The organism is Sphingopyxis sp. BSNA05 (assembly GCF_013265645.1).
Taxonomy (GTDB): Bacteria; Pseudomonadota; Alphaproteobacteria; order Sphingomonadales; family Sphingomonadaceae; genus Parasphingorhabdus.
The window spans coordinates 17,379-41,410 of the sequence record NZ_PYIA01000051.1 but is presented as its reverse complement, the minus strand read 5'-3'; the positions used below and the strand labels follow the sequence as shown (position 1 = coordinate 41,410).

The 24,032-nt window shown below is 58.3% G+C and carries 25 protein-coding genes and 6 pseudogenes; 12 read left to right on the top strand and 19 right to left on the bottom strand.

The window, feature by feature from the left end:
• The first annotated feature begins 131 nt into the window (after positions 1 to 131).
• On the top strand, positions 132 to 1,292 hold the full coding sequence (locus C8024_RS05580; protein WP_173203389.1) for an N-acetyltransferase: 1,161 nt from the start codon (positions 132 to 134) through the stop codon (positions 1,290 to 1,292).
• Between the two features lie 28 nt (positions 1,293 to 1,320).
• Here the strand turns inward: C8024_RS05580 and xth are convergent, their stop codons facing one another.
• The 9 genes and pseudogenes from xth to tgt form a co-directional block, all read right to left on the bottom strand.
• Positions 1,321 to 2,109, bottom strand: a complete 789-nt coding sequence (xth, locus tag C8024_RS05575; RefSeq protein WP_173203369.1) for an exodeoxyribonuclease III — start codon at positions 2,107 to 2,109, stop codon at positions 1,321 to 1,323.
• Positions 2,110 to 2,460, bottom strand: a complete 351-nt coding sequence (gene erpA, locus C8024_RS05570; protein ID WP_100092700.1) for an iron-sulfur cluster insertion protein ErpA — start codon at positions 2,458 to 2,460, stop codon at positions 2,110 to 2,112. It lies immediately after the preceding gene.
• Between the two features lie 91 nt (positions 2,461 to 2,551).
• A complete protein-coding gene (locus C8024_RS05565) occupies positions 2,552 to 3,220 on the bottom strand; it encodes a M23 family metallopeptidase (protein ID WP_240616847.1) in 669 nt (222 codons plus the stop codon).
• Between the two features lie 143 nt (positions 3,221 to 3,363).
• Positions 3,364 to 4,158, bottom strand: a pseudogene (locus C8024_RS05560) (ferritin-like domain-containing protein).
• 9 nt (positions 4,159 to 4,167) lie between these two features.
• Positions 4,168 to 4,536, bottom strand: a complete 369-nt coding sequence (locus tag C8024_RS05555; protein ID WP_367947174.1) for a peroxiredoxin — start codon at positions 4,534 to 4,536, stop codon at positions 4,168 to 4,170.
• An 88-nt stretch (positions 4,537 to 4,624) separates the two neighbouring features.
• On the bottom strand, positions 4,625 to 6,346 hold the full coding sequence (locus C8024_RS22995; RefSeq protein WP_367947173.1) for a hypothetical protein: 1,722 nt from the start codon (positions 6,344 to 6,346) through the stop codon (positions 4,625 to 4,627).
• A complete protein-coding gene (locus C8024_RS22990; RefSeq protein ID WP_367947172.1) occupies positions 6,340 to 7,152 on the bottom strand; it encodes a hypothetical protein in 813 nt (270 codons plus the stop codon). Before C8024_RS22990 ends, C8024_RS22995 begins: the two co-directional genes overlap by 7 nt.
• Positions 7,128 to 7,349, bottom strand: a complete 222-nt coding sequence (locus C8024_RS22985; protein WP_367947171.1) for a hypothetical protein — start codon at positions 7,347 to 7,349, stop codon at positions 7,128 to 7,130. The genes C8024_RS22990 and C8024_RS22985 overlap by 25 nt, the downstream gene beginning before the upstream one ends.
• Positions 7,346 to 8,471 (bottom strand): annotated as a pseudogene (gene tgt, locus C8024_RS05545) (tRNA guanosine(34) transglycosylase Tgt). The gene C8024_RS22985 and the pseudogene tgt overlap by 4 nt, the downstream one beginning before the upstream one ends.
• 154 nt (positions 8,472 to 8,625) lie before the next feature.
• Here tgt and C8024_RS05540 point away from each other — a divergent pair.
• Complete coding sequence (locus tag C8024_RS05540; protein ID WP_173203367.1) at positions 8,626 to 8,979, top strand: DUF2282 domain-containing protein; 354 nt, start codon at positions 8,626 to 8,628, stop codon at positions 8,977 to 8,979.
• 68 nt (positions 8,980 to 9,047) lie between these two features.
• Here C8024_RS05540 and C8024_RS05535 read toward each other — a convergent pair.
• The 6 genes and pseudogenes from C8024_RS05535 to C8024_RS05510 form a co-directional block, all read right to left on the bottom strand.
• Positions 9,048 to 10,470 (bottom strand): annotated as a pseudogene (locus C8024_RS05535) (aldehyde dehydrogenase family protein).
• Between the two features lie 89 nt (positions 10,471 to 10,559).
• Positions 10,560 to 11,590 (bottom strand): annotated as a pseudogene (gene queA, locus C8024_RS05530) (tRNA preQ1(34) S-adenosylmethionine ribosyltransferase-isomerase QueA).
• Between the two features lie 8 nt (positions 11,591 to 11,598).
• A complete protein-coding gene (locus C8024_RS05525; protein ID WP_173203365.1) occupies positions 11,599 to 12,249 on the bottom strand; it encodes a peptidylprolyl isomerase in 651 nt (216 codons plus the stop codon).
• A gap of 86 nt (positions 12,250 to 12,335) precedes the next feature.
• Positions 12,336 to 12,839, bottom strand: a complete 504-nt coding sequence (coaD, locus tag C8024_RS05520) for a pantetheine-phosphate adenylyltransferase (RefSeq protein ID WP_100092710.1) — start codon at positions 12,837 to 12,839, stop codon at positions 12,336 to 12,338.
• Between the two features lie 16 nt (positions 12,840 to 12,855).
• Complete coding sequence (locus tag C8024_RS05515) at positions 12,856 to 13,722, bottom strand: polyprenyl synthetase family protein (protein WP_240616936.1); 867 nt, start codon at positions 13,720 to 13,722, stop codon at positions 12,856 to 12,858.
• 40 nt (positions 13,723 to 13,762) lie between these two features.
• Positions 13,763 to 14,011 carry an exodeoxyribonuclease VII small subunit gene (locus C8024_RS05510; RefSeq protein WP_100092711.1) on the bottom strand — a complete coding sequence of 83 codons (249 nt, stop codon included), beginning with the start codon at positions 14,009 to 14,011 and terminating at the stop codon, positions 13,763 to 13,765.
• 101 nt (positions 14,012 to 14,112) lie between these two features.
• On the opposite strand from C8024_RS05510, the gene C8024_RS05505 reads away from it, so the two are divergent.
• Genes C8024_RS05505 through C8024_RS05500 form a run of 3 tightly spaced genes read left to right on the top strand, consistent with a single transcriptional unit; the run spans position 14,113 to position 15,214 of the window.
• Complete coding sequence (locus C8024_RS05505) at positions 14,113 to 14,565, top strand: hypothetical protein (protein ID WP_254305603.1); 453 nt, start codon at positions 14,113 to 14,115, stop codon at positions 14,563 to 14,565.
• 56 nt (positions 14,566 to 14,621) lie between these two features.
• Positions 14,622 to 14,771, top strand: a complete 150-nt coding sequence (locus C8024_RS21000) for a hypothetical protein (protein WP_254305602.1) — start codon at positions 14,622 to 14,624, stop codon at positions 14,769 to 14,771.
• Positions 14,772 to 14,806: 35 nt separating this feature from the next.
• Positions 14,807 to 15,214, top strand: a complete 408-nt coding sequence (locus C8024_RS05500) for a DUF2177 family protein (protein ID WP_173203363.1) — start codon at positions 14,807 to 14,809, stop codon at positions 15,212 to 15,214.
• A gap of 12 nt (positions 15,215 to 15,226) precedes the next feature.
• Here the strand turns inward: C8024_RS05500 and C8024_RS22980 are convergent, their stop codons facing one another.
• On the bottom strand, positions 15,227 to 15,406 hold the full coding sequence (locus tag C8024_RS22980) for a DUF1289 domain-containing protein (protein WP_173203362.1): 180 nt from the start codon (positions 15,404 to 15,406) through the stop codon (positions 15,227 to 15,229).
• A complete protein-coding gene (locus C8024_RS05490; RefSeq protein WP_173203361.1) occupies positions 15,403 to 16,002 on the bottom strand; it encodes a 2-hydroxychromene-2-carboxylate isomerase in 600 nt (199 codons plus the stop codon). Before C8024_RS05490 ends, C8024_RS22980 begins: the two co-directional genes overlap by 4 nt.
• 90 nt (positions 16,003 to 16,092) lie before the next feature.
• Between C8024_RS05490 and purL the strand changes: the two are divergent.
• From purL to C8024_RS05465, 5 genes and pseudogenes are all read left to right on the top strand, one after another.
• Positions 16,093 to 18,295 (top strand): annotated as a pseudogene (purL, locus tag C8024_RS05485) (phosphoribosylformylglycinamidine synthase subunit PurL).
• Between the two features lie 57 nt (positions 18,296 to 18,352).
• Positions 18,353 to 18,742 (top strand): hypothetical protein, encoded by a 390-nt coding sequence (locus tag C8024_RS05480; RefSeq protein WP_217272010.1) that lies wholly within the window; start codon positions 18,353 to 18,355, stop codon positions 18,740 to 18,742.
• A gap of 83 nt (positions 18,743 to 18,825) precedes the next feature.
• A complete protein-coding gene (locus C8024_RS05475) occupies positions 18,826 to 19,035 on the top strand; it encodes a type II toxin-antitoxin system VapB family antitoxin (protein WP_173203358.1) in 210 nt (69 codons plus the stop codon).
• 7 nt (positions 19,036 to 19,042) lie between these two features.
• A complete protein-coding gene (locus C8024_RS05470; protein WP_173203356.1) occupies positions 19,043 to 19,411 on the top strand; it encodes a type II toxin-antitoxin system VapC family toxin in 369 nt (122 codons plus the stop codon).
• 111 nt (positions 19,412 to 19,522) lie between these two features.
• Positions 19,523 to 19,930, top strand: coding sequence for a DUF3052 family protein (locus tag C8024_RS05465; RefSeq protein ID WP_173203354.1), 408 nt, complete (start codon positions 19,523 to 19,525; stop codon positions 19,928 to 19,930).
• 134 nt (positions 19,931 to 20,064) lie between these two features.
• Here C8024_RS05465 and C8024_RS05460 read toward each other — a convergent pair whose 3' ends face one another.
• Complete coding sequence (locus tag C8024_RS05460; RefSeq protein WP_254305601.1) at positions 20,065 to 20,868, bottom strand: Coq4 family protein; 804 nt, start codon at positions 20,866 to 20,868, stop codon at positions 20,065 to 20,067.
• A gap of 124 nt (positions 20,869 to 20,992) precedes the next feature.
• On the opposite strand from C8024_RS05460, the pseudogene C8024_RS05455 reads away from it, so the two are divergent.
• Positions 20,993 to 21,664: pseudogene (locus C8024_RS05455) on the top strand (nitroreductase family protein).
• Positions 21,665 to 21,776: 112 nt separating this feature from the next.
• Complete coding sequence (locus C8024_RS05450) at positions 21,777 to 23,021, top strand: DUF418 domain-containing protein (RefSeq protein ID WP_173203352.1); 1,245 nt, start codon at positions 21,777 to 21,779, stop codon at positions 23,019 to 23,021.
• Here the strand turns inward: C8024_RS05450 and C8024_RS05445 are convergent.
• Positions 23,016 to 23,915 (bottom strand): hypothetical protein, encoded by a 900-nt coding sequence (locus C8024_RS05445; RefSeq protein ID WP_173203350.1) that lies wholly within the window; start codon positions 23,913 to 23,915, stop codon positions 23,016 to 23,018. The two genes, C8024_RS05450 and C8024_RS05445, sit on opposite strands and share 6 nt — an antisense overlap.
• Positions 23,916 to 24,032: the final 117 nt, after the last annotated feature.

The following is a 24,032-nucleotide window of genomic DNA, read 5'->3' as shown; positions in this document are numbered from 1 at the left end:
CGTTGGTTGGCCTAGAGCAACATATCGTGGCGAGATCATGGCAAGGGCAAGACCGCAATGGCGCGCCTGCCCTTGACATTGCGCCTCGATTAACGCCACAGCCAGCCGCATATATAGAAGGATAAAATATGGTGGCCACTCAGGATATAGTCGTAGAACCTGTCACTACCAAGGCCCAGACCAAAGAGTTCATCGATATTGCCTACAAGCTCAACGCCGATGACCCGCATTGGGTTCCGCCGCTCCGATCCGAAGTCGCCAAGCTTATAACCCCGGGCAAAAACCCGTTTTTCGAACATGCCCGGGTGCAATTGTTCCTCGCTCTCAGACAGGGCAAGGTGGTTGGCCGGATCAGCGCGCATATCGACGAACTGGCGCTCGAACAGCCGCCCGAACAGGGCATGGGGCCAGGAACCGGCAACTGGGGCATGATGGAAGCCAGCGACGAAGCGGTGATGCACGCACTGATCCTTCAGGCCGAGTCATGGCTGAAAGACCAGGGCATGACGCGAGTGCTTGCCCCGATCAGCATGTCGATCTGGGAAGAACCCGGCGTTCTGACCAAAGGCCATGACCATAGTCCGATGATATTGATGGGGCACCACAATGCGGACTATCAGGGATGGATCGAGAATCTGGGCTATCGTGTCGCGAAGCGGCTGGTGACCTATCACCTGCCGGTAGAGGATGGTTTTCCCGAACTGGTCAAACGGATCGTGGCATCGGGCGAGCGCAACAAAAGACTAAAAATACGCAAGGTCGACAAGAAGAATTTCGACCGTGATGCCGCGATTATCATGAATCTTCTCAACGATGCATGGTCGAGCAATTGGGGATTTGTCCCGATGACCGACCGTGAAATCGAACATGCCGGCAAGAGCCTGAAACCGATCGTTCACGAAGATCTGATCCGGATCGCGGAACTGGAAGGCGAACCGGTTGCCTTCATGATGACGCTGCCCGACATGAACGAGGCGATCAAGACAATGAACGGCTCGCTATGGCCGTTCGGCTGGGCAAAGCTGCTCTGGTGGCTGAATTTCCCCAAATCCAACTCGATGCGCGTGCCGCTCATGGGGGTCAAAAAGGAATTGCAGAACAGCCGCCTGGCCAGCCAGATGGTGTTCATGCTGATCGAATATATTCGCCGCGATGCCAAGCTCAATTTCGGCACAAAACGCGCGGAAATCGGCTGGATACTGGAAGACAATCAGGGAATGCTGGCGATTGCCGAAGCAATCGAAGCGACCATTAACCGCGAATATCTGATTTACGAAAAGCCGATCAGCTAGAAAAAGCAATGCGTCGCCGGCGGGCGAGTCAGATATCCAGGTCAACCCAGGCCGGTGTATGATCGCTGGCCTTTTCCCGCCCGCGATGTTCCTTGTCGACGCCGCACGTTTTCAGGCGGTCAGCGGCAAGCGGGCTGAGCAGCAGATGGTCGATACGAAAGCCCTGGTCCCTCTGCCAGCCGCCGCTACGATAATCCCAATAGGTCCAGATATTGCCGGCCGGATAGGTGACGCCCAGCGCATCGGTCCAGCCGTCATTCAATATACGGCGATAGCCCTGGCGGCTTTCCGGCTGCATCAGAGCATCATTCTGCATCGCTTTGACCGAATAGACATCATTGTCGCGCGGGATGACATTATAGTCGCCGGCGAGCACCGCAGGCACTTCTTCGGCCCAGATTTCCGCAGCGCGTTCGCGCAGCCGTTTCATCCAGCGAAGCTTGAAATCGAATTTTGGCCCGGGATGGGGGTTGCCGTTCGGCAGATATATACTGGATACGCGCACTTTTGAACCGTCTTTGGCGCTGATATTGGCTTCGATATAGCGACTATGCTCGTCTTCAGGTTCGCCATCGAGCCCGCGCTTCACCTCGTCCGGAACCTGGTCGCGCGCCAAAATGGCAACGCCGTTAAAGCTTTTCTGGCCGTGCCAGATCGCGCCATAGCCGATTTCCTCGAACTTCTCGGCGGGAAATCCTTCGTCCCGCGTCTTGATTTCTTGCAGGCAGGCAACATCGGGCCTGGTCTCTTCGAGCCATTCCAGCAGGCGCGGCAGACGCGCCTTGATGCCGTTTATATTGAAGCTGGCTATTTTCACTTAGATAGAGAAACTGGAGCCGCAGCCGCAACCAGATGCCGCGTTGGGATTGGTCACCTGAAAAGCACTGCCACCAAGCGACTCGACAAAGTCGACCGCGCTGCCCCGCACCAGATCGAGGCTGATTTCGTCGACCACCAGCGTCACGCCGGATTCTTCGACCGCAATATCATCCTCTTCGATGCTGTCCGCCAGGCCGAAGCGATACTGGAAACCGGAACAGCCGCCACCTTCGACAGCCAGCCGCAAAATGGCTGCCTTGCCCTGTTTTTCGGCAATGGCCGCCACGCGTTTTGCGGCGTTGGGCGTCAGGATAATATCCTGTTCGGTGGTTGCGAGCAGTTGGTTCATGATCCTTAGATAGGGAGAATCAAAAGGAGCGGCAAGCCTTAAGCTTTAACCGCTCCCTGATGCACCCTCTCCCAAAGGTGTGAAAACCGTCTTATTCTGCTGGACCGCCCAATGCAACGCCGGAATTCAGCTTCTGCGCGATCAGGAAATCATTGGACTGCATGAACGGGATCGGATTGACCGCTTCCCCGGCAATCCGCACTTCGTAGTGAAGGTGACTGCCGGTGGAACGACCGGTCGAGCCCATGAAACCGATCAGGTCGCCGCTCTTGACCCGTGCATTGGCTTCGACATTGAGCCGCGACATGTGACCGTAGCGGGTCTGGATGCCGTTGCCGTGATTGATTTCGATATATTTGCCATAGCCGCCCAGCCATTGTGCGCGTCCGACGATACCGTCAGCGGTGGCGTAAATTGGTGTGCCGATCGGGCCGGCCATATCGAGGCCCTTGTGATTGGCGCGACGGCCCTTGAAGGGGTCGGACCGGAAACCGTAGGAGCTTGTCAGCGTGAAGTCTTTTACCGGTTTGCGAGATGGAATGGTCAGCTTGACCTCTTCCTTTTTCCCCTGGCCGCTCCATTTGTCGAAAATAAGTTTGAAAGCGGGGTCAGCTTCGCCAAGTGCGCTTTCGGCGGCCTGGCTTTTCAGAACATCAACCGGGATACTGGCTTCTGCCGCTTCTGCAGCGTCTTCTGCTGAGGCAGCGGTGGAAAAGATCATTGCCGAACCGAGGAGGGCCACTGCTGTGATCTTGGTCACAGATTTCTTGAACAAAACTACTATGTTTTCGGTCATATAATGATCGAACCTTTATCTGCGACCCATGAAATCCATGGCTTGAATTTTGTGGCGGAACCTTCGCCCCCGTTGTGCGTTTACGGGTGTAAATTCATATCGGTTAATTATTCAATGCCATAATAATATTCTCGGGTCAGACCGGCTGTCTGGCGCGCTGAGTCGTTAAATGGAGCTTTAACCCGCCGGTGAAGTGGGTTTTACAAGATTTTTCCAATGCGCATGCGGGGCCCGATGATGCCTTTTGCAATCATATTCGAACCATTTCGTGCCGAACGAAACGTGGACAATCTCGTCATTATAGATGCGATGTAACACCTTTGCCGTCAGATCATCGCCCTGCCGCTTGAACCGTTCGACGGTTTCCAGGGTCACATCCAGCCCCCTTGCCTCGAGCACCATCGGAACGATGGCGAGACGCGCCGAGGCATCGTAGGCGGTGTTTTTTGCGCTATCCCAAAGCCCGTCATGGGCAGGCAACGCCCCGTAATGACTGTCCTGATCCCGCAATCTGCGATCCAGCAAGGCGAAATGCATTGCTTCTTCGGCGCCGACCCGCATCCAGTCGTCGGTAAATTCCCGCGGAAATTGCGCGCCAAACCGCCCGATCATATCGAACGCCAGATCAATCGCGACAAATTCGATATGGGCCAGCGCGTGGATCAGGGCGATTCGCCGGGGCACGGAAGTGCCCTTCCCGCGTCGCGGCATGTCGCGCGGCCGCATCAAGACCGGATGATCAGGCGCGCCGGTATATCCGGCATGGCCTCGCCAAATCCGTGCGCCAGCCGCCCCAGCCGCCATTCCCGCGCAGCATGACGGGCAGCCATTACCTTGGTGAGCGGATCGGCGGTCTGCAGCACGCGCAAAACCGCGCTGCCGACATCAAGCTGTTCGGTCATTTCAGGGGACTATGCCGCCTGTACCGCAGCCAGCACCTCTTCCGCGTGGCCCTTGACCTTCACTTTCGGCCAGGCCTTCAGCACGGTGCCATCCGGCCCGATCAGAAATGTCGAGCGGATAATCCCCATGAAAGTCTTGCCGTACATTTTCTTTTCCGCCCAGACACCGATTTTCTCGAGAAACTCGGTGCTTTCGTCGGAAGCGATATCGACGGTCAACTCCTGTTTGTTGATGAAATTCTGCTGTCTTTTCGGCGAGTCCGCCGACATGCCGAGCACCGCAGCGCCGGCTTTTTCAAATTCGGGCAGGAGCGCCGAAAAATCCTTTGATTCTGTCGTGCAACCCGGCGTGCTGGCTTTCGGATAGAAAAACAGCACCAGCTTTTCCCGGCATAGTCGGAAATCCTCACCGGACTGCCATCCGGCGCCACCAGTTCCATATCCGGAATTTTATCGCCCACATCGATCATATAATATCTCCTAATATTTCATCGGGATCCGGCCGCAAGTGCCTGTTCCACTCGTCGATAACGCATTGGCGCGCCCGATCATAGCCGTCGAGCAGCGCGTCCCAGCTTTCCTGTCCCGCAGCCTTGGCGATCAAGGCCCGGCTGGTTTCCGGCGGAAAGTCGCAGTCCGGCGACATTAGCCGCAAGGCCACCAGCAAGCGGGTCATCAGCTCATGCGCGGTGATCATTTCCTTGTCGAGATGCCCCGCGTCCACCAGCGCCCGGACCGCCTTGCCCAATTGCGGGTAGAGCGCCTCACCCGTTTTCAGCTGCAGAAAATGGACGATAAACTCCCAGTCGACCAGCCCGCCTTCCATCATCTTGGTATCCAGCGGCCCCTTGGGCGGCTTATGCTCGACAATATCCAGCCGCATTTTCCGGACCGCCTTGCGCAAAGCTTCGGGTTCGCGTTCCTCGCACAGGATGTCGCATATTTCTTTTTGAAGCTCGGCCCGCGCGGCCGGATCGCCATAGACGGGCCGCGCCCGGGTCAGCGCCATATGCTCCCAGGTCCAGGCATTTTCCCGCTGATATTTGTAGAAACTCTCCAACGTGACGGCCAGCGGCCCCTGCGTGCCCGAGGGCCGCAATCTCGTGTCCACTTCATAGAGCGGGCCGGCCGCCGTCGGAACGGACAAGGCCGTGACCAGCCGCGCGGCCAGGCGGTTGTAATATTGGGTGGCCCCCAACGAGCGCTGACCATCGGACTCGGCACTATGGTCGCCACTGAACAGGAAGATCAGGTCGAGGTCCGACGCATGCGTCAGCGCCTCTCCGCCCAGCCGCCCCAGCGCGAGGATCAGCAGCGTGCCGCCCGGGACCTTGCCGTGTATTGCCTCAAATTCCGTTATGGTCGCGTCGGTCAGCACCTGGATTGCCGCTTCCGCCACCCGGGCATAGCCCGCCGAAATGGCAAGCGCATCATGATGGCCCTCGATCAGCTGCACGCCGAGCGCAAAGCGTTTGTCACCAACCCGGGCCCGCACCCTGTCGAGCAGCATCTGGTAATCATCACCCGGCTCCATGCGGGCAAATTGTTCGACCAGGTCCTCCACCGACGGGGGCAGATCCAGCGCGGTTGCATCAATCAGACCGTCGAATAATTCCGCCCGCTGGGCCAATGCATCAGCCAGCACCGGCGCGTGGCTGAGAATCTTGCCAAGCAGGTCGAGCAGAGCCGGGCGGGCTTCCAATATCCGGAAGAAATTGATCGCGGTCGGCAATTTCTCGATCAGGCTGTCGAGCCGCGCCAGCGCCTTGGTCGAATTGGGGGCCGTGGCGATCGCATCGACCAGATCGGGCAATATCGCCTCGAAGGATTCCTGCGCGGCCGAAGAGCGCAAAGCGGTCACCTTGCCGCTCCGCCAGCGCCGGATCGCCTGCAGAAAGCTGTCCCCCTCGATCAGATTCTTCTCCGCTATCACCGCGGCCAGCTTCTCCTCATCCAGCGGCAGTCGCCGGTCGTCTTCCGGCTCGATCAGATCATCGTAGATGGTGCCAACCGCCTCCACATGTGGGGCAAGCAGGTCGAGCAGTTGCTGTCCGCTCTGAAGCCCGTGCAGTCGTGCCACGCGGTCAAGGTCCGCGGCCGCGTCTGGCAGGCTGTGGGTCTGCTGGTCGTTGACCATCTGGAGGCGATGTTCGATGACCCGGTAAAGTTCGTAGGATTCGCTCAGCACCCGCGCCTTGTCGCCATCGATCCGTTCGGCCTTGACCAGCGCAGACAGCGCATCGCGCGTTGCCGGTGCGCGCAGGTCCGGTTGTCGGCCGCCAAAATCAACTGGTGCATCTGGGCGTAGAATTCCGTCTCGCGAATGCCGCCGCGCCCGCGCTTCAGATCGAAACCCGGGCCGAATTTCTGGCCGGCAGCATAATGATCGCGGATTTGCGCGGTGACCGACCCGATATTCTTGATCGCGCCATAATCCAGCGAGCGCCGCCAGATGAACGGATTGATCGTCTCTAGAAAATAGCGCCCCAGCTCCGGATCCCCCGCAGCGGCGCGCGAGCGGATATAGGCCGCCTGTTCCCAAGCGAGCGCGCTCGATTCATAATAGCTGATCGCCGCTTCCACCGGTAGCGCCACCGGGCTTACTTCCGGCGAAGGGCGCAAGCGCATGTCGACGCGGAACACATAGCCGTCGGCATCGCGGCTGTTGAGCGCTTCGACCAGCTGCTGGCCGATCCGCCGCGCGGCGTCGCTGGGTTCTTCCCGGCCGCGCACCGGGATCTTGTCGGGATCGTAGATGAAGATCGGATCGATATCCGAAGAATAGTTGAGTTCGCGGCTGCCGTGCTTGCCGAGGCCGATGATCGAAAAGCCTTCCAGCGGCGCATCGGGATAGCGGGTCGCATATATATCGGCCAAAGCCTCGTCGAGCGCCCGGTCGGCAAAATCGGACAGGCGGGTGATCACGTCGGTGAGCGACAATTGGCCGGCAAGATCGCCAATCGCCAGCGTCAGCGCCAGCGCCCGTTTTCCCATCGCAGCTTTTGCCGGACATTGGCGGCACCCGCTCCCGCGTCGCGCACATAGTCCAGCGCCGCGTCAAGATTATCCTCTGCAAGCAGATCGGTAAGCTCGGGCAGCACCTGCATCGCCATGCCGAGATAGGGCGCATGATCACGCGCGCGGTCCAGCGCATCCTGCAGACTCGTCTTTTCCGGCAGTCCGATGATCATGGTTTCAGATAGGCGCTGCGGAAATTTTGGCAAAATCGGCAAATGTTCCGGCGGCAATCGCGTCCCGCATGCCTGCCATCAGCGATTGATAATATGCAATATTATGCTCGGTCATCAGCATCGCGCCCAATATCTCCTTGGCCCGGATCAGATGGTGCAGATAGGCGCGGCTATGGTTCTGGCAAACCGGACAGGCGCAATTTTCGTCCAGCGGAGCAAGGTCCTCCGCAAATTTTGCGTTGCGGATATTGATCGGTCCCTGCGCGGTGAACGCCTGTCCGTTGCGGCCCGACCGGCTGGGCAGCACACAGTCGAACATGTCAACGCCGCGCTCGACCGCACCGACCAGATCATCCGGCTTGCCCACACCCATCAGATAACGCGGCTTGTCGGCGGGCAATTGGCCGGGCGCATAGTCGAGCACGTCGAACATCGCTTCCTGCCCTTCGCCCACGGCCAGACCACCAATGGCATAGCCGTCAAAACCGATCTCGATCAGCGCTTCGGCAGAGGCCGCCCGCATTTCCTTGTCCAGCGAACCCTGCTGGATCCCGAACAAGGCCGCTCTCGCCGCATGCTCCTCACCGCTGTCAAAACCGTCGCGCGACCGCTTGGCCCAGCGCATCGACCGTTCCATCGAGGCCAATGCCTCTTCCCGGGTCGCACCATTTTGGTGCATTCGTCGAACGCCATAACGATGTCGCTGCCCAACAACCGCTGGATTTCCATCGACCGTTCAGGGGTCAGCATATGGCGCGAACCGTCGAGATGGCTCTGGAATTCCACCCCGTTCTCGCTCAATTTCGTCAGCTCAGACAGGCTCATCACCTGATAGCCGCCGCTGTCGGTCAGGATCGGGCGATTCCAGTTCATGAACTTGTGCAGACCGCCAAGCCGCGCCACCCGCTCCGCGCCCGGGCGCAGCATCAGGTGATAGGTATTGCCGAGAATGATGTCTGCACCCGTCGCGCGCACGGTCTCCGGCTTCAGCGCCTTGACCGTGGCCGCCGTGCCCACCGGCATGAAGGCCGGCGTGCGAATCTCACCGCGCAACATGCTGATTGTGCCGGTCCGCGCCTTGCCGTCGGTCGCCGCAATGGAAAAGGAAAAGCGCTCAGCCATGGACATGCCCGCTTCGCAACGTGAAACCAGATTTTACGGCCTCGATTTTGTGTTTTACTGTTGTTGGTGTAACCAATGGTCTGTCCTGTTCGAATATTTCGACATCTGTGCAGGATGGGCGCAGATTCTCAAAGACCTAAATCGGGAGTAATTTATGACAAAAGCAACAACATTGGGTTCCGCGGCAACCGCACTGATCGCGGCAGCCGCTCTTTCCGCCTGCTCCGGCGGCAATGGTGAAACGGCCAGCGAAGGCGCGGAAGCAACAAGCGGCGAAGTGACCGAAGTCGCCGCGGCGGACCAAGAGAAATGCTACGGCATCGCGCTGGCCGGCCAGAATGATTGCAAAGCCGGTGAAGGCACAACCTGTGCCGGCACTTCTGTCGTCGATTATCAGGGCAATGCCTGGAAAAACATCGATGTAGGCGAATGCGAAGCCATGGGTGGCTCGCTCACCGAAGTTGCCGACAATGACCCACCGGTTGCACCGGCTCCTACCGAAGGCTGAGCCTTTCGGTCAGTAAAGAAAAAAGGGCGGTTCGGTTGATCCGCCCTTTTTGTTTCCGTAGCGCGCGTTTAGCTCGGCAGGCCGCTGATCGATTTCATTTCCATGAAATCGCGCAGACCGTACACGCCGCCTTCGCGGCCGTTGCCGGACTGTTTATAGCCGCCGAAAGGCAGACCGGGAGCCGGCCCCCAATTGTTGACGATGACCATTCCGGCCTTGAGTTGCGGAGCCACTTCGGCGGCAGCAGCCGGATCACCGGAAATGACGGCGGAGAGGCCATATTCGGTGTCATTCGCGATCTCGATGGCCTCGTCGAGATTGTCATAGCTCATCAGAGTGACAACCGGACCGAAGACCTCTTCCTTGGCGATCCGCATATTCGGCGTCACACCGCTGAACAGGGTTGGCTTGATATAATAGCCGCGGTTCACATTGGCCGGCAAATCTGTTCCGCCGGTTTCCAGCGTGGCACCTTCGTCAATCGCCGACTGGATCAGATCCTGGATCTTGCCAAATTGCGCCTTGTTCACAACCGGTCCCATATGCCCGCCTTCGACCGTCGGTCGCCGACTTCCTGGCTCTCGACGATATTCTTGACCACCGCGATAGCCTCGCTGTTCTGGTCCTTGTGCACCAATACGCGGGTTGGCGCGATGCAGCTCTGGCCCGTGTTGACCATCACCCCGGCGATGGTTGGCGGCAGGACTTCCTCCAGCTTGGCACCGGGCAGGACCAGATTGGGTGACTTGCCGCCCAGTTCCTGATGCACGCGCTTGACCGTATCGGCGGCCGCTTTTGCGACCAAGATACCGGCGCGGGTCGAGCCGGTAAAGCTGACCATATCGACATCGGGATGCGAGGAAATCGCGGCGCCCACGGTCGGGCCGTCACCCTGCACCAGATTGAATACGCCCGGCGGAACACCAGCAGCATCCATCACTTCGGCCAGGATCGCGGCGCTGCCGGGACATTCTTCGGACGGTTTCAACACCATAGTATTGCCGCCCGCCAGGGCCGGAGCGACTTTCAAGGTGATCTGGTTCAAAGGCCAGTTCCACGGCGTGATCATGCCGACCACACCAATCGGTTCATAGACGATGCTGTTGGCCCCGACTTTTCGGAAAATTCGAAATTCTTCAGCGCTTCCAGCGTGCCAAGGAACCCGCCGAGACCGGCTGGTGCTTGTGCGGCATTGCCCAAGCTGACCGGCGCGCCCATTTCCACCGCCAGAGAGGCAGCAATATCCGGCATGCGCTTCTTATATTCCGCGATAATCCGCTCGAGCAGGGCGAGCCGTTCCTCGCGGGAGGTCTTGCTGAAAGTCTTGAACGCGGCTTTCGCTGCGGCAACCGCGGCATCGACATCGGCCTTGGTGCCCAGCACGATTTTCGTGCCCGGCTCTTCGGTTGCCGGATTGATGACCTGGTGCGGCGTACCGCCAATAGAATCGACCCATTGACCGTTGATGTAATTCTGCTCGTAGCTATCCATTGTCATCTCTCCGTTTAGAAAACTTCCATATCAGGTGCGATCATGCCCTGATTCGTTTCGCTATTCCACTAGTAACAAGGCCAGCACGGCTATCGCTTTGGCAGCAACAGGCTGGAATCCCCATAGCTGTAGAAACGATATCCTTCCGCAACTGCATGGGCGTAGACCGCCTGCATTGTCTCCAGCCCCATCAATGCGCTGACCAGCATGAACAGGGTCGATTTGGGCAAGTGGAAATTGGTCATCAGGCCGTCGATCGCGCGGAACTTGTAGCCCGGCGTGATGAAAATATCGGTATCACCTTCGAACGGACGGATGATCCCGTCCTCGTCCGTCGCGCTTTCCAGCAGGCGCAGGCTGGTGGTGCCGACCGCGATCACCCGGCCTCCCGCTTTGCGCGCGGCATTCAGCCGGTCTGCCGTTGCCGCATCGATCCGGCCCCACTCGCTGTGCATCTGGTGGTCGTCGGTTTCATCGACCTTGACCGGCAGGAAGGTCCCCGCCCCGACATGCAGGGTGAGCGTTTCGCTGCCTATGCCGGCGGCCGCCAGAGCGTCCAGCAGTCCGTCGGTGAAATGCAGCGCCGCCGTCGGCGCGGCGACCGCGCCCTTTTCGCGGGCAAACATCGTCTGATAATCTTCCGCATCGCGCGCGTCGATCGCCCGCTTGCTGGCGATATAGGGCGGCAGGGGCATGGTACCCGCACGCTCGAGCATCAGCTCGACCGGCTCATCACCCAGAAAATGCAGAATGAAACTGCCGTCGTCCAGCTTGGCTTCTGCTTCGGCTGTCACATCCATGCCAAAATCGACGATCTCTCCGACGCGGAGACGTTTGGCATTGCGGATGAAAGCCTGCCAGCGGCGAAGATCGACCCTTTTGTGCAGCGTGGCGCCGATTTTTGCTTCCCCGCGCGTGCCTTGCAGCTGCGCCGGAATCACCTTGGTATCATTGAAGACCAGAATACCCTGCGGGCCGAGCAGTTGCGGCAAGTCGCTAACGCTATGGTCGGACATCCGGTCGCCATCGACCCGCAGCATTTTGCGCTGTCCCGCGGGACCGCCGGACGCAACGCGATCAGCTCCTGCGGCAGCGCAAAATCGAACAGGTCAACGCGCACGGAATATTCTAGGGATTGATCGGCGCGTTCAGGTCTTCGACCGAGAACGGCGTCTCGGAAACATTGTCCAGCGCGCTCGGCAGGACCGGAGGCTTGTTGTCGGCAGCGATCGATGCCTGCAGGATCCGGCTCGGGTTGACCGGCGGTTCTCCACGTTCAATCGAATCCACATATTCCATCCCGCCAGTCACGCGGCCAAAGACCGTGTAATTTTTGTCGAGCGAGAAACGCGGGTAGAAGACAATGAAAAATTGACTGTTGGCGCTGTCTTCGCTTTGCGCGCGCGCCATAGAGACGACGCCACGCACATGTGGAAACTGGCCAAATTCGGCTTTCAGGTCGGGCAATTCCGATCCGCCGGTACCAGTGCCGGTCGGATCACCGGTCTGCGCCATGAAGCCTTCGATGACACGGTGAAAAATAATGCCGTCATAAAAGCCCTGGCGCGTCAGCGTCTTGATTCGTTCGACGTGATTGGGAGCCATGGCCGGATAGAGCTGGATTGTCACCCGGCCGCCGGTCGACAGATCAAGATAAAGGATATTTTCTTCGGCAGGAACAGACGCCGGCGCCGGTGTCTGTTCAGACGCTTCCTGTGCGTGGACAGGAAGGGAAGCCAGAAACAGGGCGGAGATGGTCAATAGAAATTTGCGCAGCATGGCATACTCGATTTGGTATTGCGGAATGGGAAAGCTAACAGCCTTTGGACGATTCTACCTTTCACTGCAATGAATTGCTGCGAAGCCTATTGATCACCCTTCAGGCCGATCTTTTCTACCCGCGCGGTGATTTCATCGGCCACAAGCGGCGTCACGAACTTGTGAATTTCGCCGCCGAACATGGCGATTTCCTTGACCAGTCGCGAGGCGATTGGTTGCAGCGACACATCAGCCATCAAAAACACTGTTTCGATATCGTCGTTTAATTGCTGGTTCATGCCCGCCATCTGATATTCATATTCAAAGTCGGCAACCGCCCGCAGACCGCGGACAATGACATTGGCGCCCTGTTTCTCGGCAAATTTCATGAGCAGCATGTTGAAGCCGACGACCTCGACGCCATCGCCCAGTTCGGCCGTCTCCCGCCGCACCATCTCGAGTCGCTCTTCGTCGGAGAACATCGGTGATTTCGAGGGATTGGTGGTCACGCCGATCACCAGCTTGTCGACCAGCCGCATGCCGCGCTTGATGATATCCATATGACCCAATGTAATGGGATCAAAAGTCCCCGGATAAACGCCGATTCTCATGTCCCGTCCTTCCCGCCTAGCGGTCTCTGGTGATTGTATATTCCGCTATGGCGCGAAGCAGGTCCGCTTCCTCGCCATAACCATTCAAATGCGATTTCGCCTGATCCACCAGCATCTGGGCCTGTTCTTTGGCCCGTTCCAGTCCCATCAGGCTGAGAAAAGTCTCCTTGCCCGCCTCGGCATCCTTGTGCAGCGCCTTGCCGGCCTTTTCCTCGTCACCCTCCACATCCAATATGTCGTCGGCGATCTGGAATGCGAGGCCCAGATCATGGGCATAGCCACGCAAGCTGGTCCGGCCCTCGTTTGCCACGCGACCAAGAATAGCCCCTATCTCGACACAGGCGCCGATCAGCGCACCGGTTTTCAACTGTTGCAGCCGGGTCACGGTCGGCAGATCAAAGGTTGTGTTCTCCGCCACCAGATCCATCATCTGGCCGCCCGCCATACCGGCAGGCCCGGCGGCTTTGGCCAGACAGGCGGTCATTTCGGCGCGCACGAACGGATCATGGTGGGTGCGTTCGTCGGCCAGCAATCCGAAGGAAAGCGCGTGCAAGGCGTCACCGGCGAGAACTGCGGTCGCTTCGCCAAAGGCGATATGGGTGGTCGGCTTGCCCCGACGCAGATCATCATCGTCCATGCAGGGCAGATCGTCGTGGATCAGCGAATAGACATGCAGGGCCTCGACCGCGGTCGCCGCCCGGATGGCGCAGGATTCATCGACGTTGAACAATCGCGCGGTGGCCATGACCAGCAGCGGCCGCATCCGTTTGCCGCCGCCTATCGCGGCATGGCGCATCGCTTCGTATAGTTCGCGACGGGCATCGTCCGGGACTTGCAGAAGCGTGTCGAACTGCCGGTCGACAGCGGTGGCAACCCGTCCCATTTCCCGCAAAAGATCCGAATTATTATTGGCCGCCACGGGCTCAGTCCGCGTCAAAAGGTGCAGTAGCTTGCGGTTTGCCATCGCGGTCGAGGGTGATTTTCTCGATCTTGGCCTGCGCGGCTTCCAGCCGTTGCTGACACAGGCCACGCAATTTCTCGCCTTCGCTATACAGCGCAATCGACTGGTCGAGCGGCACATCGCCGCTTTCGAGCTTGCGGACAATATCCTCGAGCCGCTTCAGCGCATCCTCGAAATTCAGGGCAGAAAAATCTTCATTGGTTTCGCTCATGGCGCAATTCAATGACGAGGCTTTGAGCCGCGGTCAAGGGCTGGACTTCACTATCGTCCACTTCCGGTGTAGCTCCCGAAAGAAAAGCTGGGAGAAGAAACATGTTCATAGGTCATTTTGCGCCCGCGATGGTCGCCGCAACCCACCCCAAGGCACCGGGTCTCGGCACCCTGTTTGTCGCCGGGCAATTGGTGGATTTCGGCTTTTTCGGCCTAGCGCTGGCCGGTATCGAAAATTTCCGGATCACCCCGGGGATCACCGAGATGGTGCCGCTCGACCTCTATGACATGCCCTATACCCACAGCCTGCTCGGGAGCACGATCTGGGCCGCGGCCTTTGCGCTGCTGATCTGGCTGGTTACCCGCAACCGGACCGGCGCGCTGATCGGCGGCGCGGTGGTGCTATCGCACTGGTTTCTCGACCTGCTGGTCCATGCGCCTGACCTGACGCTCGCCGGATCACCGCCGAAAATGGGCCTTGTGCTGTGGAACTATCCGATGATCGAGATGCCGCTGGAACTGCTGATCACCTTTGGCGCGCTCACCTTTTCGTAATCCGCACCCGCCCAATTGCGCCCAGCTCGAAATTTGTCTTAGTGCTTTTGGCCATATTGCTGGCTCTATTTCAGGCCGTTAACTGGTTTGCTCCGGAACCGGAAGCCGCAACTCCGGGCATGATGATAACCGCCCTGATCGCCTTTACCATCGCATCCGCCGTCGCATTTCTGGTCGGCAAGACGCGCATGTTGAAGCAGGTTTGAGCGGGCAAGCGCAAAGACAGGAAAGCAGATAAAATATGACCCAATATATCGCCGCCTATTTCATCGCCGCCATCGTCTTCGGCATTCTCGACTTTCTCTGGCTCAGCAATATGGCACAGAGCCTGTACCGGCCGGTGATCGGCGAGATCATGGCGGATGAATTCCGCAAGGCTCCGGCGATGATTTTCTATGCGATCTACCTGTTCGGAATCGTCTGGTTCGGGATCAAGCCGGCGCTTGCCAGCGGCCAGTGGTCCACGGCCTTGCACAACGGCGCGTTGTTCGGCGGGATCGCTTATGCGACTTACGATCTGACCAGCCAGGCCGTACTCAAGGTCTGGTCGACCAAAATCAGCCTGTACGATATCGCCTGGGGCGCTTTCGCGACCGGTGTGACCGCGGCGCTGACTGCTTATCTGGTGTTGCGGTTCGTCAAGGCCTGACGCTCCGAGTCCTTAGCGTTTCGCCTTCACGGCCAATTGCCTCATCCTGTCCGGCAGCAAGGACAATATCTCACGCTGCCGGCCGGATGAAGCAGAACCCCACTCGCCTATTTCCGACAGGCTGCGCCCACAGCCGACACAAAGCTTGCTCGAACGATCAATGGTACAGATATCATTGCAGGGCGATTTCAAGCGGATAGCTGCTCGTCAATCTGGCCAAGCCGTTCCTTGCCGAAATACATCTCGCCGTCGATATAGATGGTCGGGATACCAAAGGCCCCGCGCTCGACCGCATTTTCCGTATTGTCGATCAGGGCCTGCTTGATCGCCGGATCCTGTGTTTGCGCGAGCAGGTCCGCCGCATCAAAACCTCCATCCTGCAAAATCTTGCCCAGCGTTTCGCCGTCGGTCACGTCCAGCTCGTCTTCCCAGATCGGAGGCAGGAGCAGTTCGATAAACTCCGCCCGCTTCTCCGCCGGAAGCGCCACGAGCATCCGCAACAGCGTAATTGTATTAAACGGAAAATGCGGGTTCATCTTGAACTTGGCGAGCCCGTGCCTTTTGACAAAACGCCCCAGCTCCAGCATCGCATATTCATTCTTGCCCTTCACTTCCGCGTCGCGAATGAACGGCGGCGCATTGCCGGTCAGCTTGTGCATCCCGCCAAGAAAGGCCGGGGTGATTGCGATGGTCGCGCCATGTTTGTCGGCCAGCGCCTTGAGCGGCTGCCAGATCAGATAGGCATTGGGGCTGACGAAATCGAAAATCAGTTCGATGGTTTTGGACATAGGTTGCTCCTTTGAACCTATCCTTAAAGCAGCGCCACGAAACATCAATTCCCTCTAGGCGAAATTGCCCCGCGCCGTTAAAGGGTCTTCATGACCACAGACACGCTGATTGCAGAGCCCCAGATCTCCACCGAAACCGTGCGCGAGCATGGCCTTAACGCGGAGGAATATCAGCGCATATTGAACGCGCTCGGCCGCGAGCCGAATATCACCGAACTGGGCATCTTTTCGGTCATGTGGTCGGAACATTGTTCCTACAAATCATCGCGCCTGCACCTGAAGAAGCTGCCGACCACCGGCCCGCAGGTCATTTGCGGTCCCGGCGAAAATGCCGGTGTGATTGATATCGGCGACGGTCAGGCGGCAATCTTCAAGATGGAGAGCCACAACCATCCGTCCTATATCGAGCCCTATCAGGCGCGGCGACCGGCGTCGGCGGCATCCTGCGCGACGTGTTCACCATGGGCGCGCGGCCGGTCGCAAACCTCAACGCGCTCCGCTTCGGCCGGCCCGACCATCCGAAGATGAAGCATCTGGTCAAGGGCGTTGTCGCGGGTATCGGCGGCTATGGCAATTGCGTCGGCGTCCCGACCGTTGGCGGCGAGACCAATTTCGACCCGGCCTATGATGGCAATATCATCGTCAATGCGATGACCGTTGGCGTCGCGGACGCGGACAAGATTTTCTATTCAGCGGCCTCCGGCGTCGGCAATCCGATCGTCTATGTCGCTCCAAGACCGGCCGCGACGGCATCCACGGCGCGACCATGGCGAGCGCCGAATTTGATGATGACAGCGATGAAAAGCGCCCCACCGTTCAGGTCGGCGATCCGTTCACCGAAAAGCTGCTGATCGAAGCCTGTCTCGAACTGATGGCCAGCGACGCGATTGTCGCGATCCAGGATATGGGCGCGGCTGGCCTGACCAGTTCCAGCGTCGAAATGGCGACCAATGGCGAAGTCGGCATCATTCTCGATATGGACAAAGTGCCTTGCCGCGAAACCGGCATGACCGCGTACGAGATGATGCTCAGCGAGAGCCAGGAACGCATGTTGATGGTGCTGAAACCCGGTCGCGAAGAAATGGCCGAGGCGATCTTCACCAAATGGGAACTGGATTTCGCGGTCATCGGCGAAGTCACCGACAGCCGCCGCATGGTTCTGACCCACAAGGGCGAAACCGTCTGCGATATTCCGCTCGGCCCGCTCGCCGACGATGCGCCGCTCTATGACCGCCCGCATCTTACCCGCGAGGAATATGCCGCGCATATCAATGTGCAGCCGCTCGGCGATATAGCCGAAAGCAGCGATATCGGCGCAGACCTGCTCAAGATGATGGCCAGCCCCGCGCTCGCCTCGCGCCGCTGGATCTGGGAACAATATGATAGCCAGGTCGGCGCAGATACAGCGCAACGCTCCGGTGGCGATGCTGCAGTGGTGCGCGTCCATGGCACCAACAAGGGCCTCGCGATCACCACCGACTGCACCCCGCGCTACTGCAAGGCCGATCCCTATGAAGGCGGCAAGCAGGCGATTGCCGAAGCCTATCGCAACCTCTGCGCGGTCGGCGCGAAGCCGCTGGCGACCACCGACTGCATGAATTTCGGAAACCCCGAAAAGCCCCATATCATGGCGCAATTTGTCGGTACCATCGAAGGCATGGGCGAAGCCTGCAAGGCGCTCGACATGCCAATCGTCTCGGGCAATGTCAGCCTCTACAACGAAACCACCGGCGCCGACGGCGTCAGCCACGCGATCCTGCCGACCCCGGCGATCGGCGCAGTCGGGCTGATCGACGATCTCGACAAGATGATGACCATCGGATTCAAGCAGGAAGGCGATTTCATCGCCACCATCGGTTTCCATCACGAGGAACTCGGCCAGTCGACCTGGCTGCGCGAAATTCACGGCCGCACCGATGGCCCGCCACCCAAGGTCGATCTCAAGGATGAAGAATGGGCCGGCCGGATCGTCCGCGAGCTGATCGCCGACGGCAAGGTCACCGCCGTCCACGATATCAGCGACGGCGGCCTTGCCGTGACGCTCGCCGAAATGGCCCTGGCCGGTAATCTCGGCGCCGAAATTGACCCGATGACCAGCGCCTTTGCCTTCAGCGAAGCGCAGGGCCGCTATGTCATCACCTATCGCAACGAAGATGATCTGGATCGCGCAAAGGTGCCGTTCGAGAAGATCGGACAGGTTAAGGGCGACAAGCTGGTGCTGAACGGGAAGCCGATTGCGGTTACCGATCTGCGGGAAGCGCATGAAAGTTTCTTCCGCGACTGGATGGAGTAACGCACTTTGCTTTTGACTGTACTGAGCCTTTATGAACCGCATAGAGAAATGGTCATTATGGCAAAGCTTGGTCTTGTCGCAGTTGGAATTTTGATTTTGTTCTCAATCTATATAATTGCAAGATCGCTTGGCACTAGGTCGAGCAATCTTGGATTAGCCCCCGTTCATATCCAATACGCTCCATCACTACTCAAATGGATCACAAAGGTCGCACTTTTCCTCACTACTCTTTCCATTTGCTTCGAATCTGACGATCAACTCTGGTTCGCCGGAATTGATGGAAGCTTTGCGGTCGGTGATATTGCAATTATGCTGATTTCTGCATTCGTCTTGATCGGTGTCGGGACAAGTTGCGCATTGCTGACAATGCTTGGGATCGCTCTGATTCGCATCAAGGAAGCAAGATTCCGGAGATTATCTGAGCCAAACACCGAGCTGCTGGAATAACGTCCTCAAAACTTCTTCCGGCACAGGATGGAAGACTATCCCCTTGCATTGAATATAGCATCAAATGATGCTATAAAAGATGCATGAGAACCACCGTTACAATAGATGACGCCCTGATGGACCGGGCGATGGAATATACCGGGATCAGCGAACGGTCGACGATCCTGCGCATGGCGCTGGAGCAGCTGGTGGCCATTGGCGCCGAAAAGCGGCTGGCGAAACTGAAGGGCAGCCTGCCGGATCTTGAAGCCCCGCCACGCCGCCGACCGCCGCGTTTCGTCAATTCCGAATAAAGCGGCAATGATCATCATCGACACTTCGACCTGGATCGATCATTTTCGCGGTATCGATACATTGCTGGACAGCCCGCCAGCGCAATCCGTGAGAAGGCTTCTCCATCCCTTCGTCTATGGCGAATTGCTGCTCAGTGGCCTTCCCAAAAATGGCGCCGTCAGGGAACATCTGTCAGATTTGCAAAAGGCGCCGGTAGCCGATGCGTCGGAAGTCGCCGCATTCATCGAATGGGCCGGGCTGGCAGGAACCGGCATCGGCTATGTCGACGCACATTTGCTGGTCTCGGCGCGGATGCTGGACAACGGACGTTTGTTGTCTCAGGACCGCAGCCTGATGGAACAGGCGCAGCGCCTGAATATTGCTTATGAACCCTGATATGAAATTTTCGTAACTGGCTAAATCGCGAAGAGATGTGCAACAGGAGCGACTTAAAAGGGAACCACCCCCGCCTCTTGTCGTTGATCATCAAACGACAGGAGAAACAACATGACCGCAGGCTATTCCACAACCCCGCTGGCCAAAAAGCTCTCCCTCAAGGACGGCATGCGCGTCTGGTTTCTCAACATGCCGGACCGTGTCCGGGCCGAGATCGAGGATTCCGGGCTGACCCTGTCGGAGGACGAAGTCCCTGCTCCCGGTCTGCACGCCGCGCATATTTTCGTGACCGAACGGAACGCGATGGAAGAACATCTGACCACCCTGCGCGAGATGATCGATCCCGCCGGTCAGGTGTGGGTGAGCTGGCCGAAAAAGGCGTCCAAGGTCGAGACCGACATCAGCGAAGACACGATCCGCGAAGTCGCCCTGCCGATGGGATTTGTCGATATCAAGGTCTGTGCAGTGGATGACATCTGGTCGGGGCTGAAGCTGGTGATCCGCAAGGAATTGCGCTGATAAATCCTCCCTGAAGCGAAGCTTTGGGGAGGGGGCCCATTCGGAGGATGGTGGAGGGGTATTGACGCATATTGCCCCTCCGAGCCGCTTCGCGGCCCACCTCCCCATAGCTGCGCTATAAGGAGGAAATCTGTTTAAGCCGTCTGCGCCAGCATATCGTAGGGATCGACATTTCCGGCCCGGAACTTGGCATGGGCCTCGTGATAGAAATGCGGTGTCTTGATGTGCAGCCGCTCGCGCAACGCGTCCAGCGGCTGGGCGAGCAGATCGGTGATCGATTCTTCGTTGATCTTGGGACAGGCCTTGCCCATTTTCTGGCCTTCGCGGATTGCGCTGAATATCGGCGCGTCACTCTTGACCTGCTTCTTCATGTTGAGACCAGCGGCATAAGCGATGAAGACATTGCCCAATGACGGGTTCTGGCCATAAGTGAAGGCCAAGACGCAGGCTTCGCCCAGCGCGTCGCGCCCATAGCCGGTCAGGACGTGAAGCAAGTCATGCGTGTCGCGCTGGCGGAAACCGTACCATTCGATCATATCGCCATATTTGCGCGGGCTGAACTGGTCATATTCGGCGATCAGGCCGGCCGCACTCAGGCCTTCCTTTTCCATGAAATCGCAATAGGCGTGGGCCAGGCTGCCGGCCGGCATCTTGCGCAGACGCTCATGGTCATCGAGAAGAGGCGCCAGTTCCGGTTCGCTTTGCAGCAACGCCCTGCCCTTGTCGCTTTCGACAAATTTTCTGGCATCCTTGCGGAAGCCGGGGCGTGGCAGCGATTCAAAAATATGGAAGACCTGTTCGGTATCTTCCTTGTCCTTGATCAGCTCGCGAAAATGATGGAGCGCTTTCAGGGGGCGAAAGCGGGCTGCGGGGCGTTCCGGGTGGACAAAGGGCATTTGCGAATCACCGGGCGCTGGGAATTTGTGATCAATTTTCATGCCGTCTATATGTCGCTTACTAACATCTGTGTCAATAGAGGATAGTGGCTTTCCTGTCGGGGGCCGTTCCGCTATCCGCTGTGCAGCCCATGGCCTTGACGCGTCCTGATCGCGGGAGATCTAAATGAAGCCGCATGACACCCTGCCCTATACGCAGTTGCCGGAACATTCCGACGCGGAACGCATTGCCCGGTCCCGCGCCTTTTACGAAGCGATCCGGACCCGGCGAACCTGCCGCTATTTCAGCGACGAAGCCGTGCCTCGGGAAGTGATAGAAAATGCGATACTCGCCGCCGGCACCGCGCCCAATGGCGCCAATCACCAGCTTGGCATTTTGCCGTGATCGAATCTCCAGAAAAAGAAGGCCCTTCGCGCCGCCGCCGAGGAAGAGGAGCGCGCCTTTTACCAGAGCAAGGGCAGCGAAGAGTGGCTGGAAGCACTTGCGCCGCTCGGCACCGATGCCGACAAGCCGTTCCTCGAGACCGCGCCCTATCTGATCGTGATATTCGGCCAGCGCAAAGGCGGCATGAACCCGGGCGAGACGAAGCAGAATTATTATGTGAACGAAAGCGTCGGCATTGCCACCGGCATGCTGATCACGGCGCTGCACGATGCCGGTCTCGCCACCCTCACCCACACGCCCAATCCGATGAAGTTTCTCAATCAGATCTGCGACCGGCCGAGCAGCGAAAAGCCGATGATGGTGCTCGTCGTCGGCAAGCCAGCCCCCGACGCGACGGTTCCGGTCCACGCGACGATCAAGAAACCGCTGGACCAGATCGCCAGTTGGCTGTGAGCAACCTTCGTCCGGAATATGCCGTTCGTGCTGAGCCTGTCGAAGCACAACCGGTAGCAGCGGGTCCCGCAGGTCAAAGTCCTTCGACAAGCTCAGGACGAACGGGCTTGATATGAACAACACTGTCACCACCCCCCGCTATATCGAGCTCGACGCCTTGCGCGGTTTTGCCGTGATGGGCATTTTGCTGATGAATATCGTCGGCTTCGCGATGCCGGAAATGGCCTATGTGAGCCCGGCGGTCCATGGTGGCACCGACCTGCCTGACACCATCGTCTGGGCATTGTCCTTCATATTTGTCGACGGCAAGATGCGCGGCCTTTTCACCATATTGTTCGGGGCAAGCATGATGCTGGTCATCGAACGGGCGCAGAGACATGGCGAGAATCCGGCAAAGGTGCATTTTTCCCGGATGTTCTGGCTGGCGCTGTTCGGCCTCGCGCATTTCTTTCTCCTCTGGGCCGGCGACATATTATTTCTCTACGCCGCCGTCGGCTGTATCGCCTATTTTCTGCGCGGGCTGAACGCAGAGGACCTGATCCGTCGCGCGTTGCTGATCTTCACCATAGGTTTTCTGGGCTATACCCTGATGTTCGGTAGCCTGCTCTATATGCAATATCAGGCCAGCCTCCCGGGAGCCAGTGCCGGCCTGCTCGACGATGTCGCCTACACCATTGCCGGCTTCGAAGGCACGGCCAGCGCCATCACCGCAGATATCGCGCTGCATCAGTCCGGCTTTCTCCCGATATTGCTCGACAAGATCCGGAACAACCCGTTCGGGCCATTGGTTTTGCTGGCCTATAATCTGGCGGAGACGCTGCCGCTGATGATGATCGGCATGACGCTTTACAGGAACGGCTTCATCACCGGCCAGTGGACGGTCGAAGCCTATCGTTCCTGGGCTATCCGGCTGACCGTTATCGGCACCGCCATAGTGACGGCAATCGCCATTTATCTGATCGCCGGCGGTTTCGAGATATTGCGGATGGTCAATGCCAGCTATGCTTGGAACTGGCCGTCGCAGATGCTGATGACGATCGGCTATGCCGCGTTGCTGATCTGGCTGATCCGGACGTTCCGGAACGCAAGCTGGGTGGTGCGAATCGCCGCGGTGGGCCGCGCCGCCTTTAGCAATTATCTCGGGACCAGCCTGCTGATGACCTTCCTCTTCTACGGCTGGGGACTGGGATTATATGGATCGGTCGGGCGCGCGGAATTATATCTGTTCGTGCTGGCTGCCTGGGTGCTCATGCTGATCTGGTCAAAACCCTGGCTGACACGCTTCCGCTATGGACCGCTGGAATGGCTGTGGCGCAGCCTGGCGCGGCAACGGGCGCAGCCGATGCGCCTGTCATGAAGGATCGCTGACCGCTTCTGCCGGACTCGATTGTTCATCATCGGTGAACGCGCTGGTATAATTGGCGTTTAGCTGCTCGTACAGATTGAACCCGGAGACAATCTCCAGCCGGTCCCCGGCATCGTCCATCAGCCCTAGCGGCCGCCCATCCGGCGTATATGCAAAGTTCAGCAGATGGCCTTTCTGATCCCGGCGATATATCGAGCAAATTACCGGCGAGTCGAGACCGCCCATCATGCTGTGCATCACGATCGCTTCCGTCTCTGCTTCCAGAGAGGCATCGCTTTCCGGATCAAACGGTATCCCGGAATATCGATACACGGTCAGATGATCCGATGCTTTTTCTATGGGATTTTTCATGCAACTGGCTTTCCCGGCCTGTATTTCATCAGCCGCCAGGAAAACAACATGGACCGGACTGATAGCAACAAAGATGCCGCCCTTGGCATCGACCGGACTTACGGCTTTCGGCCCCGCTTGAATATATTGCCAATCGGCAAGAATGTCGGCAGGAATTTTTCCGAAAAGCTCCAGCGACGGCACCTCTCCAAGGGTCAACAGACCGTTATTGGCAATGCCGCCCGGCAAGGACTCTATATGTCCGATCAGGTCTACACCTCTGGTGTTCCAACCTGCTTCCGCTTCTCCCGTCGGCACCAAGGCGGCGCGAAGCTCGCTTTCAACCGATTCCAGAAACTCTTCCAGGTCCTCGGCTATTTCCGATGGCATTATCTGCCAAAATTCGACAACCGGAAACGGTTCCGGAGCGGTCGATTTTCCCGCGTCTTCCCTTTCGACCATTAGCTGCGTCGATTCAGGCACATTGGCAGCATCGACCGACGTTGACGCCAGGGCCAGCGCAACCGGAACAATGGAACTGTATATTCTACGCATCACAAACCTCATGCTCTGGCCATGGGCCGGTTTAACCGATATTTCCTGTTTGGAAAGATTCCATCTATCGTTATTTTGCTATTGCGATCTATTCTCATTAGCGATATACGAGTCGCA